Annotated in this window: 10 protein-coding genes and 1 tRNA gene; 3 read left to right on the top strand and 8 right to left on the bottom strand. The window is 75.8% G+C overall.

Annotation, left to right across the window (positions count from 1 at the left end):
* Nucleotides 1-67 precede the first annotated feature (67 nt).
* Nucleotides 68-901 (top strand): AraC family transcriptional regulator, encoded by an 834-nt coding sequence (locus IE329_RS29090; RefSeq protein WP_190213976.1) that lies wholly within the window; start codon nucleotides 68-70, stop codon nucleotides 899-901.
* A 184-nt stretch (nucleotides 902-1,085) separates the two neighbouring features.
* Here IE329_RS29090 and IE329_RS29095 read toward each other — a convergent pair whose 3' ends face one another.
* On the bottom strand, nucleotides 1,086-1,529 hold the full coding sequence (locus tag IE329_RS29095) for a MarR family winged helix-turn-helix transcriptional regulator (protein WP_190213977.1): 444 nt from the start codon (nucleotides 1,527-1,529) through the stop codon (nucleotides 1,086-1,088).
* 327 nt (nucleotides 1,530-1,856) lie between these two features.
* Between IE329_RS29095 and IE329_RS29100 the strand changes: the two genes are divergently transcribed.
* A complete protein-coding gene (locus IE329_RS29100; RefSeq protein ID WP_190213978.1) occupies nucleotides 1,857-2,915 on the top strand; it encodes a serine hydrolase in 1,059 nt (352 codons plus the stop codon).
* A 108-nt stretch (nucleotides 2,916-3,023) separates the two neighbouring features.
* Here IE329_RS29100 and IE329_RS29105 read toward each other — a convergent pair whose 3' ends face one another.
* The 6 genes from IE329_RS29105 to IE329_RS29130 form a co-directional block, all read right to left on the bottom strand.
* On the bottom strand, nucleotides 3,024-5,924 hold the full coding sequence (locus tag IE329_RS29105) for an ABC transporter permease (protein WP_190213979.1): 2,901 nt from the start codon (nucleotides 5,922-5,924) through the stop codon (nucleotides 3,024-3,026).
* Nucleotides 5,925-6,027: 103 nt separating this feature from the next.
* Nucleotides 6,028-6,789 carry an ABC transporter ATP-binding protein gene (locus tag IE329_RS29110; protein WP_190213980.1) on the bottom strand — a complete coding sequence of 254 codons (762 nt, stop codon included), beginning with the start codon at nucleotides 6,787-6,789 and terminating at the stop codon, nucleotides 6,028-6,030.
* 656 nt (nucleotides 6,790-7,445) lie between these two features.
* The gene (locus IE329_RS29115) at nucleotides 7,446-7,655 is read right to left on the bottom strand and encodes a hypothetical protein (protein ID WP_190213981.1); all 210 of its coding nucleotides are present in this window, start codon (nucleotides 7,653-7,655) and stop codon (nucleotides 7,446-7,448) included.
* Nucleotides 7,656-7,900: 245 nt separating this feature from the next.
* Nucleotides 7,901-7,974: transfer RNA gene (locus IE329_RS29120), tRNA-Pro, on the bottom strand.
* 112 nt (nucleotides 7,975-8,086) lie between these two features.
* Nucleotides 8,087-9,028: a metallophosphoesterase gene (locus tag IE329_RS29125; protein WP_190213982.1), complete on the bottom strand. Its 942-nt coding sequence runs from the start codon at nucleotides 9,026-9,028 to the stop codon at nucleotides 8,087-8,089.
* A 164-nt stretch (nucleotides 9,029-9,192) separates the two neighbouring features.
* Nucleotides 9,193-10,437, bottom strand: a complete 1,245-nt coding sequence (locus IE329_RS29130; RefSeq protein WP_190213983.1) for an LPXTG cell wall anchor domain-containing protein — start codon at nucleotides 10,435-10,437, stop codon at nucleotides 9,193-9,195.
* 410 nt (nucleotides 10,438-10,847) lie between these two features.
* Here IE329_RS29130 and IE329_RS29135 point away from each other — a divergent pair, with 410 nt between their 5' ends.
* The gene (locus IE329_RS29135) at nucleotides 10,848-11,303 is read left to right on the top strand and encodes a GatB/YqeY domain-containing protein (protein ID WP_190213984.1); all 456 of its coding nucleotides are present in this window, start codon (nucleotides 10,848-10,850) and stop codon (nucleotides 11,301-11,303) included.
* Nucleotides 11,304-11,500: 197 nt separating this feature from the next.
* On the opposite strand, the gene IE329_RS29140 is transcribed toward IE329_RS29135, so the two are convergent.
* Nucleotides 11,501-12,629, bottom strand: a 1,129-nt coding sequence (locus tag IE329_RS29140) for a transglycosylase domain-containing protein (protein WP_190213985.1), incomplete at its 5' end; no start/stop codon positions are given.

The raw sequence follows: 12,629 nt of genomic DNA on the forward strand, positions 1-12,629 counted from the left end.
CGGGGGCCCGGTATTGAACAAACGCGACAGCCCCCGCCCGGGCCCCGCGCCGGGCTACGCTGGGACGATGACCGACCCCGGGCTCGGGCGGGGGGTGCTCCACCCGGCCGCCGCCGCCACCCAGTTCGACCTGCTGCGACGGGAGCCGGCCGCCGATCTCGCCCCGTACGTCGAGTACCACTGGATCGTGCGGTGGGACCTGCGCGGCCGCCCGCCGTACGAGCAGCAGGTGCTCTCCCACCCGAACGTCCACCTGGTCTTCGAGGAGCCGGCGGCCGCCGTGTACGGGGTGCAGCGCGGACTCTTCGCCCGGCGGCTGACCGGGGCGGGCCACGTCCTCGGGGTGAGGTTCCGCCCGGGCGCGTTCCGGCCGCTGCTGGGCGCCCCGGTGGCGGAGCTCGCCGACCGGGTGGTGCCCGCCGGGGAGCTGTTCGGCCCGGCCGCCGACGAGGCCGGGCGGGCCGTTCGGCACACCGCCGACCCGGCCGCCATGGCCGCGGCGGCCGAGGGCTTCCTGCGTGGCGTCCTGCCGGCGGAGCCCCCGCGGCCGGCGGCCCGGCAGGCCGAGGCCGTGCTGGCGCTGATCACGGACACGCCCGCCCTGGTGCGGGTGGACCAGGTGGCCGCCGTCGCCGGGATCTCGGTCCGGGGCCTGCAGCGGCTGTTCGCCGAGTACGTCGGGGCCGGCCCGAAGTGGGTGCTGCGCCGGGCCCGGCTGCACGAGGCGGCGGCCCGGGCCGAGCAGGGGACGGGCGTCGACTGGGCCGCCCTGGCGGCCGACCTCGGCTACGCCGACCAGGCCCACCTGGTACGGGACTTCACCGCCGTGGTCGGGGCCCCGCCGGCCCGGTACGCCCGGCGCGGGCCGCTGCCGGCACCCGGGGACGCAGCGGACCGCTGAGACCCTGCCGGCCGAGTTGCCGGCGGCCCGTCAGAACCGTTCCCACGCCCGCGGCGCGAGCACCGGGAGGACGGCGTGCCTCCACCGGATCCGCGCCGGGGGCGGCCGCCCCGCGGAGTCCGGCCGGGCACCTCCTGGGCGGTGCCGCCGGGCCGAGGGTCGCCCGCGGCGGGGTGAACCGGATCTAGCCGCCCGCCAGTTCGGCGTTGGCCCGGGCCGTGACGGTGGCGACCACCCGCCCGGCGACGGCGAGCTCCTCGGGGCTGAAGCCGCCGTACAGCCGGGCGGTGATCTCGCCGACGGCGTCCCGGATCCGGTCCTGCCGCTCCTGGCCGGCGGCGGTCAGGCGCAGCCGGGAGGGTTCGGTGGGCGGCTCCTCCAGCAGGCCGGTGTCCGTGAGCCCGGCGAGGGCGGCCAGGGCGCTGTCGTCGTCGATCTTCAGGCTGCCGGCCAGCCGGGCGACGAGCTGCCCGCGGTCGGCCGAGCCGCCGCCGTCGGCGGTGGCGTTGAGCGCCACGGACTGGAGGAAGGTGCTGCCGGTGCGGGCGAGCTCGCGCTCCAGCAGGGCCCGGGTGGCGTAGTGGGCCAGGCCGATGACCTGGCCGTTGAGGCTGGGGGTGGTGGACATGGCTGCTCCTTCTTCGGGGAGTCCGCTGTCGCGGGCCGGGGGCGGTGGCGCCGCCCTCTGCCAATTACAGTACATGGCTACTATGTCCATGGCTACGATTTCTCGTGAGGGGCGGGACGACGCCGGCGGCGGTCGGTCCGACGATGGCCCGCCGTCGGGGGCCGGCCCGGCCGTCCGCGTCTGCGCCCGCCGGGTGATTTCGTCCGCCGCGCTAGGTGGAACGCGGTTCGGAGCACGGGCCTTGACGGACGGTCGTGTCTGCTGGTGCTGGACCGTCCGGTCCCGCACCAGGGCGCCGGCACCCCGACCACCGGAAGGCACCCATCCATGGCCCACCTCCCGACCACCGGCGGCCGCCTGGCCAAGGCCGCCCCGGTCACCGCAGTGGCCGCTGCGGCCGCTGCGGCCGCCCTGCTGACGGTGCTCGCCGCACCGGCCGGCGCCCGGACGACGGTCCGCCCGCCGGCCGTGGCGCCGGGCGGCTGCACCTCGGCCACCGACCCGGCCCTCGCCGACCGCCTGGCCGGGGACATCACGACCGCCCTGGCGGGCCGGCAGGGCACGGTGGCCCTGACCCTGTGGGACGCCGGTACCGGCACCGCGTGCGGCTACCGTCCGGCCGCGCACTTCGACTCGGCGAGCGTGGTCAAGGCGACCATCATGGCCGCGGTGCTGCGCCGGGCCGACGAGGAGGGCCGGCCGGTGACCGACTGGGAGGAGGGCAACCTCCGGCCGATGATCACGCAGTCCGACAACACCGCGGCCACCGCGCTCTGGCTCGACCTCGGCCGGCCCCGCCTGGAGGCCTTCCTGCGGCTGGCGGGCCTGGCCGACACCGTCCTGGGCGCCGACGACCACTGGGGCCTGACCCAGGTCACCGCGGCCGACGAGCTGAAGGTGCTGGCCCTCTACGCCGACGACCCGTCCGTCCTCTCGCCGGAGAGCCGGGCGTACGGGCTGGACCTGATGAGCCAGGTCGTGCCGGAGCAGCGCTGGGGTGCCCCGTACGGCGCGCCGGCCGCCGTCACCGTGCACGTCAAGAACGGCTGGCTGCAGCGCGCCACGCACGGCTGGCGGGTGCACAGCCTGGGCATCTTCACCGGCCCCGGCCGGAGTTACCGGATGGCCTTCCTCACCCACGACAACCCCACCGAGGCGTACGGGATCAGCACCATCCAGCGGGTCGCCCAGGTGGTGCACCGGGACCTCGCCGCGGCTGCCGGCAGCACGGCTGCCGTCCAGCCGCTGCCGGCCGGCCCGGACATCGGCGCGCCCGAGGTCTCCGACGGCTCGGCACCCTTCGAGCGGACCGGGACCGAGCCCCCACCCGAGCCCGGCGGCCCCGCCGGACCGCTCGGGCCGGGCCGCCCGTGGCACCGGGAGTGACTGACGGGACGTGAACCCGCGGCCGCCCCGGCCCGGAGCGGGGCGGGGCGGCCGCGGGTGGCACCGGACGGCGGAGCAGGGGGGCGCCGGCTGGTCAGGCGTGCCGCTTCACCCCGTACGCCGGGTCAGCGCCACCCGCGAGCGGGTGAGCCCGGCGGCGACCAGCCAGGCGAGCAGCGGCAACCCGGCCACCAGGGCGGCCAGGTACGGCCAGGGCACCACCAGCGGGTGGGTGCCGAGGCTGATGCCGCCCGCGTCGACCCGGGGCACGGCACCCAGGTTCTCGACCCGCTGGACGGCCGCCGCCGGCACGAAGCCCGCCAGCGCGCCCAGTACGGCGCCGAGCGCGGCCACCGCCGCGCACTGGAATCCCGACAACCGGCGCCGGATGCCCGGCCCGGCGCCCACGGCCGCCAGCGTCGCCAGGTCGCCCCGGCTGTCCGTCGCGGCGAGGCCGGTGGCGATGCCGGCGGCCGCGATCGCCACCGCCGAGGCGGCGATCGCGAGGCCCAGCATGGTGGCGTCGCCGTACGTGCTTCCGTAACCGCGCTCCACGGAGAGCTTGGCGCCGGGGCCGTGCGCGGTGACGGCGGCGGTGGCCCGCTGCTCGTCGGCCGCACCGGGGGCGTGCGCCGGCAGCCAGACCGACTCGTAGGTGGTCGGGGTCAGTCCCGCCGCCTCGGCGGCCGCCGGCGACAGCACCGCGCGCGCCGCCGGTGTCTTCGCCCGCACCGCGACCGCCGGGAGGCTGGCGGTGCTGAGCTGGTTGCCGCCCGGGCCCTCGGCGCCGTAGCGGGTCAGTTGCAGGGGCACCGCGCCGTCCTTGACGTAGCGCGGGTCCAGGACGACGACCTTGCCCGCCGCCAGCGCCTGGAGGGCGGCGGGGTCGTCCACCCCGAGCAGGTTGCGCAGCACGTTCGCGTCGCCGGTGATCAGCTCGCGGACGTCCTGCGGGGCCGGCGCGCTCGGCCGGCACCGGGGATCCTCGGCGAGCAGCCGCCGGGCCTGCGCCTCGTCCAGCCGCACGCTGCCCCCGGGGCCGGCCGCGCCGGCGGCCGGCGGGCAGAGGTTCTCCGCCGGCATGTCCAGCCTGACGGTGCCGCAGAAGCTCCCCGGCCGGCCGTCGCAGGCGCCGTAGGTGAGGTTGCGCAGGTCACCGCGCTCCCCGAGGCCGGGGATCGCCTGGTCCACCGTCCGGCGCAGGTCGGCGGCTGCCTTGGCGGACGCGGCGGCCGCCACGGAGGCCGCGGACGACCCGGGGGCGACGGCCGTGACGGAGGCGGGCGACACCTGCTGGGACCGCAGCACCACGGCGCCGTTCGGGGCCGCCGCCGCGTAGTCCGCCCGGTCCGCGGCGTCGCTGCTGCTCTGGAAGGTCAGGACGGCCACCGCGCCGGCGACGGCGGCCATCACCGCCGCGACGGCCGGGGCGGAGCGCCCGCGGTTGCGGGCCGCGTCGCGCAGCGCCAGCCGCGGACCGAGCGGCAGGGCCCGGGCGACCCGGCCGAGCAGGCCGACGAACCACGGTGTGCAGGCGACCAGGCCCAGCTCCGCGATCACCGAACCCAGCATCACGACCCGGGTCCGCGAGCCCTCCAGCGCGCCGAACAGGGCGAGGCACGTCCCGGCCCCCGCCACCAGCACGCCGGCCACCGGGATCCAGATCGCGGGCGGGCGGGTGGCGGCGCGGCCGGTGAGGGCGGCCGTCACCGGTTGCCGGCCGGCCTGGACCGCCGGGACGATCGCGGCCAGCAGGCCGGTCACGACGCCGATCGCGAGCACGCCGAGCAGGTCGGCGGGCTCCAGCGCGAAGTGCCCGAAGCGCGCCCCCGACCTCGCCTCCAGCCACGGCCGGCCCAGGGCCACGGCGAGGCAGCCGAGCACCGTGCCCGCCAGCGCGCCGGTGCCGGCGAGCACGACGGCGCCGCCGAGGACCACCCCGCGGATGTGCGAGCGGTCGCCACCGCCCGCCGCGACCAGCGCGAGCTGCCGGCGGGACCGCCGGGCGCCGACCGCGAACGCCGGACCGGCCAGCAGGACGACCTCCAACAGGGCCATGCCGACGACGGTGACGGCGATCGTCGAGGACTTCAGGGCCTCGGTGGCCGCGGCGCCGGAGAGCGGGGTGTCCCGGTAGAGCGGGACGGCGTTGTCCGGCGGCGGGTCGGCGAGGACGGCCCGGGAGGCGACGGTGAAGCCGTAGGCGTTGGCCCGCTGCACGTCCTCCCAGCCGAAGGCGGCGCCCCCCGGCAGCGAGACCAGGAAGTCCGCCGGGCCGTCGGCCGGGGTCAGCCCGGTGCGGTCCTCCGCGGCGGCGAGCAGGGCGCCCAGCTCGCCGGGCCGGCCGACCAGCCGTTCCGCCTTGAGGTCCCCGGGGTACTCGACGGCCGCGGTGATCCGCAGCGCCTGGTGGGTACCGGCCAGGGTGGTGCTCCCGCCGACGCTCAGCCCCGACCCGGCGAGGAACCCGGTGGTCGCCGCGACCTCGTAGGGGGCGTCGGGCCAGCTGCCCTCGCGGAGCGTCGTGATGCCGCGCGCCAGCGGATCGGCCAGGTCCAGGCTCCAGGCCTGCACCCGGGCCTGGCCGGCGGTCGTACTGGTCAGGGCATAGCCGGCGGGGGACTCCACCGGCAGCAGCCGGGCCCCGGCGGGCAGCGCCTCCTTGAGCAACTGGCCGAGCGGCCGGGCGGAGCGCGTCGTCTCCTCCTCGGTCGGAACGGGCTTCGGGCCGTTCTGCGAGAGGACCAGCGTGGTGGCCGGGTCGGGGTCCGGCGCCTGCTCCAGCCGCCAGCCGGCCCGAACGGTGCTCAGGTAGGCGTCGGCGCCGCCCATCAGACGGGTGGCGCTCTCCTGCGGGGTGAGCACGCTGCTCCGGGCGACCACGTCCGCGGCCGTCACCCCGACCACCGGCAGCGCGATCATGGCGATGATCAGGGCGCTGCGGCCCTTGGCACGCAGCGCGTCGCGGCGGGCGATGCGCAGGGCGGCCCGCCAGGCGGAGAGGTTCATCGGGTGTCGTCCTTCCTGGTGGTCCACCCGGCCGGGGCGGTCGGGCGTCCGGCCGTCGGTCCGGCCGTACGCCCGGTCGTCGGGGGGCGGCCCCCGCCGGCGCTCAGCACCGGCTGCCCGTCCCGGCGGCCGGAGCTCCGCCGGATCCGGCGCGCTCCTCCACCACCTGGCCGTCCCGCAGCAGGACCACCCGGTCCGCCCACTCGGCATGGCGGGGGTCGTGGGTGACCACGACGGCTGCGGCGCCGGCGTCGCACCGGGCCCGAAGGACGGTCAGCACGCCCTCGCCGGTGGCGGAGTCGAGGGCGCCGGTGGGCTCGTCGGCCAGGACCAGCCGTCGATCGCCGATCAGCGCCCGGGCGATGGCGACCCGCTGCTGCTGGCCGCCGGACAACTGGTCGGGGAACCGGTCCGCCAGGTCCGCGATCCCGACCTCGGCCAGTGCGGCCTGCGCCTCTCCCCGGGTCCGCCGCCCCGGCGCGCCGTCCAGCTCGCGCGGCAGGGACACGTTCTCGGCGGCGGTCAGCGTCGGGATCAGGTTGAAGTCCTGGAACACGTACCCGATCGCGCGGCGCCGGACGGCGGACAGCGCGCTCCGGGACAGTCCCCCCAGCCCCTGCCCCTCGACCAGGACCTCGCCCGAGGTGGCGCTGTCCAGCCCTCCGGCCAGCCCCAGCAGGGTGGACTTGCCCGAACCGCTCGGCCCCATCACGGCGACGAACTCGCCCGGAAGCACCGTCAGGTCCACCCCGCGCAGGGCGTGCACCCGCGCCCCGCCCTGCCCGTGCGTGCGGGTCAGCCCCCGCAACTGCAGGACGGCCCGCTGTCCGGGGGCCCGCTTCCGGGTCGTCGTCGTGCTGGTCACGTCGGCTCTCTTCCTGTTGGCCACCGCCGGTGGCGGTGCGGACGGCGGCGGGGGTGTGACCTCGCGTCACCGACCCGGCCGGGTGGGCCGGTCGATGTGTCGAGCCCCTGCATACCGAGTATGTATACCCGGTATGCAGGGGCGCAAGGTCATTCGCGGGCGTTGCCCTTTCGGGCAGTCCTGGGGGTGCGTGCGGGCAGGCCCGGACGGGACGCGGTCCGGCGGCCGGTCCAGGCGCCCGTCCCGGTTCCGGCGTCCGTCGCAAGGGCGGCCGGATGGTGGCAGGGCTGCGGCTGGGATCGCAACCACGGGCACGGGCCTGGCCGTGCCGGCTCGGCTCCCGCCTTCCGCCCCCCGCCTTCCGCAGGGCCCCGGGAAGCACTCAGGGCCGGTGTCCTGTGTGGGACACCGGCCCTGAGCCGGTGTTACCGGGCCGGGGTGGCGCGATGGGGATCCACGGCCTCTTCGTCCCGCGACAACCGTCGGGGCGCGGAACACGGCGGGACGGCGCCGGCGATCTGCACGGACCGTCCCACTGCTGTTGCTGTTGCTGTCGTGCTGTCGCTGTCGGACGCCGAAGGGCGGCGCCGTGGCGACGTGCCCGATCGTCCGGCGGTGCCGCCGGGCGCGCCGTCCCCCAAGGGTGGCCGCTGGTGTCAGCGGGAGCCGGCGATCCCGTCGGGCGGGTACTGCGGCGGCCGCGAGGAGGCTTCCGTCCGGCGTCCGGCCACGGCCGCGGCGAGTGCCAGCAGGGCTTCGACCTGGGCGACCTGTGCGCGCAGTTCGTTGGTGGCCTGCATTCCGGTGATCTTGGTCCGGGCCAGGATGTCGCTCGCGGCCTGGGCGTGTGCTTCGTAGCTGGCCATACCGAACTCCGACGTGTGGTGGATCGCGGTAACCGACTACGTCGACGGTAAGCCGGGGGCCCGTCACCGGCACTTCGCCACCGCCCGAACGGTCCAGCCCCGATCGGCCGCGGGCGAGCGGCCCACGGCCGCGTGCTCCCGGGCGCCCGACCGGGGGAGCCCAGGATTTCTCCGGAGCGGCCCCCGACAAGCAGTCAGGGCCGGTGTCCTGTGAAGGACACCGGCCCTGAGCTGGTGTTACTGGGTCGGGGTGGCGGGATTTGAACCCACGGCCTCTTCGTCCCGAACGAAGCGCGCTACCAAGCTGCGCCACACCCCGGTCCTGCTGGTGTTGCCTCCGTCTCCGGTGCAACGAGTAGAACTCTACCGGACGCTCGCCGGGAGACGAAATCCGATTCCCGGCGAGCCTTCGGTGCAGGTCAGCGTGCGGGTCAGCGGGCCGCGACGAGGGTGAGGAGGGTGGCCTCCGGCGGGCAGGCGAAGCGGACGGGGGTGTAGCGGTTGGTTCCGCAGCCGGCCGAGACGTGCAGGTGGGAGCGGCGGCCGCCGGCCTGGTGGGTGGAGAGGCCCTTGACCCGCTTGGCGTCCAGGTCGCAGTTGGTGACCAGGGCGCCGTAGAAGGGGACGCAGAGCTGGCCGCCGTGGGTGTGGCCGGCGAGGATCAGCGGGTAGCGGTCGGCGGTGAAGGCGTCCAGGACCCGCAGGTACGGGGCATGGACGACCGCGAGCGAGAGGTCGGCGTCGGCGGACGGGCCGCCGGCCACCTCGGCGTAGCGGTCGCGGCGGATGTGCGGGTCGTCGAGGCCGGTGAACTCGATGTCGAGGCCGCCGATCGGCAGCCGGCCGCGCCGGTTGGTGAGGTCGAGCCAGCCGGCGGCGTCGAAGCCGTCGCGGAGCTTCTCCCACGGGTTGTGGACGGCGCCGGTGATGCCGCGCTTGCCGGTGCCGTCGGGGTTGTTCAGGCCGTGGATGCCGCTGCGCATCGCGGAGAGGTAGCGGGCCGGGTTCTTGCGGGCCGGGCCGTAGTAGTCGTTGGAGCCGAACACGTAGACGCCGGGGAAGTCCATCAGCGGCCCGAGCGCGTCCAGGGTGGCGGGTACGCCCAGCGGGTCGGAGAGGTTGTCACCGGTGTTCACCACGAGGTCGGGGCGGAGTCCGGCAAGGCTCTTCAGCCAGCGCTGCTTCTTCTCCTGCCCGCTCACCATGTGGATGTCGGAGACCTGCAGCACCCGGACGGGCCGGGCGCCCTTCGGCAGGACGGGCACGTCGATCCGGCGCAGCCGGAACGAGCGGACCTCGTACCCGGCGGAGTAGGCGAGGCAGGCGGCGCCGGTGGCGGCGATTCCGAGGGGGACGGAGTACAGCGGTCGCATCGGTCCATGCTCTCAGACGGTCGATCAGCCGGTGCACGGCCGGTCCGCCCCCGGTCCGCCCCCGGGCCAGCCCCGGTCCGCTCCCGGGCCGGCCCGGGACCGGACCGGGGCCGGCCGTGCACCGGCGGCGGGAGCGGCGTGGGCCGCGCGGGCCCCGGCCGTCCTCAGGCGCTGCGGCGGCGCCGGGCCAGCCAGAGCGCGCCCCCGCCCGCCGTGAGCAGCGAGGCGCCGGCGGCGAGCAGTGCCGGGGCACGGCCCGCACCGGTTTCGGCGAGCTGACCGTCGCTCGCGGCGGGTGCCTCGGACGGGGGCCGGGTGGCCGTCGCCGGGGCGGCGGAGGAGGGTGCCGTCGGTGCGGCGGCGGAGGGCGCCGCCGTGGTGGGGGCGGTAGCGCTCGGCGCCGGGACCGGGGACTGCGTCGCGGCGGCCGCGGTGACCTTCACGGTGGCCCCCCGGACGCACATGGTGGTCCCGAGGAAGGGCCTGTCCTCGACCTCGTTGACGAAGACGCACGGGCTGAGTTCGATGTCGCCGGCCGGGGTGGTCGCGTCGAAGGAGACCCGGACCCGGGTGGTCGTGGTGGTCCGGGTGCGGATGGAGGAGTCGCGTCCTTCCAGGTAGACGCCGGGCCGGCCACCGGGCTCGGAGGGGAGCACCTGGGCGAGCTTGCTCCAGGAGCCGTCGGTCCTGCGGACCTGGACGGTGGCGTGCGGGTCGACGAAGAGGACGTTGCCGACGTTGACGTAGTCGGAGGGCGTCGGGTTGGCCAGTACGGCGTCGAACTCGATCGGGGCGCCGCCGGCCACGGCGGTGGCCGGCACACGGGCGAGCGAGGTGGAGATCGACTCGACCCCGATGGTCCTGGTCGACTGGTCCAGCGTGACGTGGGAGCCGTCGGCGGCGGAAACGGCCGAGCGCAGGTCGATGGAGTCCAAGCCGCCGTTGCCGGCGCCGTGGTGGGGCCGGCCCATCGGGGCGCCGATGCGCAGCTTCAGCGTGGTGCTGCCGCCGGCGGGGACGGTGATGTCCGAGGGCAGCATGCCGCCGTAGTGGGCCGTCCCGTCGGTGGTGAACTCCAGGGGGACGGACTTCCAGGCGCCGTCCGCCGGGTCCTTGTAGTCGATCACGATGGCGTCGGAGGGCGTGCCCGGGCCGCTGGTGGTGTCCAGGTGCAGGTGGTATCCGGCGGTCTCCGCGGTCGGGTTGCTGATGGTCTCGGTGAACTCGACCGGCTGCCCGGCGAAACCGACCGAGGCCGGTGCCTGGACGGTGAGCTTGGCCTGCGGCGCGACCTCCGCGACGGCGGCGGGAGCCGGCAGCAGCAGCGTCCCGCCGGCCAGCACGACCCCGAGGGTGGCGGCCCTGGTGAGGGTGCGGCGCGGGCGGTGGGTACGGGTGGTGACGGACATCGAATTCCCCCTGAATTCCGGCTGCGGGCATGCGTCAGCAGCGATTGGCGGTGCCGGTGGATGTGCGGCGGGCCGAATCCCTTCGGCGGCCGCGCGGTGCTTTGCCGTACTCGGACGGTTCCCCGCCCGTCTGTTCCCGGGTGGACGGTCACCCGCCCGTTACCCGTGGCGCGGTGCCGTCGTCCTGCTGGTCCTGCTGGTCCTGCCGGTGGTGCGGGCCTTGCCGGTCGTGCGAGCGGGTTCCGGTCCGCCTCGCTCCCCGGGGCGCTTTCCCGCCCCCCGGTTATGAAGACGTGTGGCGCGGTTCGGGGTTGCAGGTGGGTTCGGGATTTCTTCGGAATTTCCTCCGGCGGTTCCGGCCGGCCGCTTAATCCGGGGCGATCCGCCGCACCAGGTGCGAGACTCGGGGCATGACGACGCTCAAGGAGCAGCTGCATGAGGACCTCACGGCTGCCATCAGGACCCGGGACGAGCTGCGCTCCTCCACCATCCGGCTGACGCTGGCCGCGGTCACCAGCGAGGAGGTGGCCGGCAAGGCGAAGCGTGAGCTCTCGGACGACGAGGTGTTGAAGGTGCTCGCCCGGGAGGCGAAGAAGCGCCGGGAGGCCGCGGAGGCCTTCGACACGGCCGGCCGCACGGAGTCGGCCGCGCGGGAGCGGGCCGAGGGCGAGGTGCTGGCGGGTTACCTGCCGAAGCAGCTCACCGACGAGGAGCTGACGGCCATCGTGGCCGAGGCCGTGGCGGCCAGCGGGGCGAGCGGCCCGCAGGGCATCGGCGCCGTGATGAAGCTGGTCAAGCCGAAGGTCGACGGGCTGGCCGAGGGCGGCCGGGTCGCCGCCGCGGTCCGCGCCGCGCTGGCGGGCTGACCCGCCGGCGCCGGAGCCCCGCGGCCGGCCCGGGCCCGGACGAACGCAGGCCGCGCCGTGTGCGCCAGGAACGCCCGAGGGGGCGCCTCCCGAATCCGGGAGGCGCCCCCTCAGGCGTTCGAGCGTGGTTCAAGTGCTGTGGTTCACGCGCCGGTCCGGCCGTTCCCGCGGTGGGCCCGCGGCCGCCCGGCCCCGGGTCAGTGCCCGCCGGGCTTGCCGTTCCCGTTGCCGTTCCCGCCGCCGATGATGCCCGGCGGGAGGGTGAAGCCGCCGCCGATCATCCCGCCCGCGGCGGCCGCCGCCGCGTCGCCGGGGGCGGGCGGGGTGGCGGTGGCGTTGGGGTCGGGCTTGGGGGCCGGGTCCGGGATGTTGATGGTGACGAAGTCCTGCTTGGGCGAGCCGGCCAGCGCCTGGTTCATCGCCATCTGCCAGATCGGGCCGGGGCCGCTGGCGCCGAAGACGGTGTCGAAGTAGTGGCCGCCGATGGTGATGTTGTTCATCTCCACACCGCCCGCCGGGCCGCCGAGCCAGACGGCGGTGGCCAGCTGCGGGGTGTAGCCGTTGAACCAGGCGGCCTTCTTCTTGTCCGTGGTACCGGTCTTGCCGGCGATCTTGCGGCCGTCGTCGAGCTGGAGCGCGGCGCCGGTGCCCTTCTCGGTCACGTTCAGCAGGACGGTGTTGAGCGCGTCCGCGGTGCCCTCGGAGAAGGCCTGGCTGCAGGTGCTCTGCGGGACCGGGACGTCCTTGCCGTCCACCGTGGTGATCTTGCTGATCGCGACCGGGGTGCAGTACTTGCCGCGGGCGGCGAAGGTCGCGTACACGTTCGCCATGGTCAGCGGGCTGAGCTCCAGGGTGCCGAGGACCATCGAGGGGACCTCCACGAAGGGGTCACCCTTGGCGGTCTGGCTGATGCCGAGCTTGTTGGCCATCTGCTTCATCGCGCAGAGGCCGACCTGCTGCTCCATCTGGACGAAGTAGGTGTTGACCGACTTGGCCATCGCCTCCTTCAGCTCGTACGGGCCGACCTCGCTCGCGGACTCGTTGCCGACGCTGCGGTCCTTGCCCTTGGCGTTGTTCTTCCAGGTGCCGGCGCAGGTGGTCATCGACGGGTAGTCGATCCGGTTCTCGGACGGGAAGGCCTGGGTGGGGGGCATCCCGGACTCCAGGGCCGCCGCCGCCAGGATCGGCTTGAAGGTCGAGCCGGTCTGGAAGCCGTTGCCGCCGCCCATCGACGCGTCGACGTTGAGGTTGACCACGGTCTGGTTCTTGTTCGGGTCCAGGCCGTAGGGGCGGGTCTGCGCCATCGCCAGGATCCTGCCGGTGCCG

The sequence above is a fragment of the Kitasatospora indigofera genome, from assembly GCF_014655955.1.
GTDB lineage: Bacteria > Actinomycetota > Actinomycetes > Streptomycetales > Streptomycetaceae > Kitasatospora > Kitasatospora indigofera.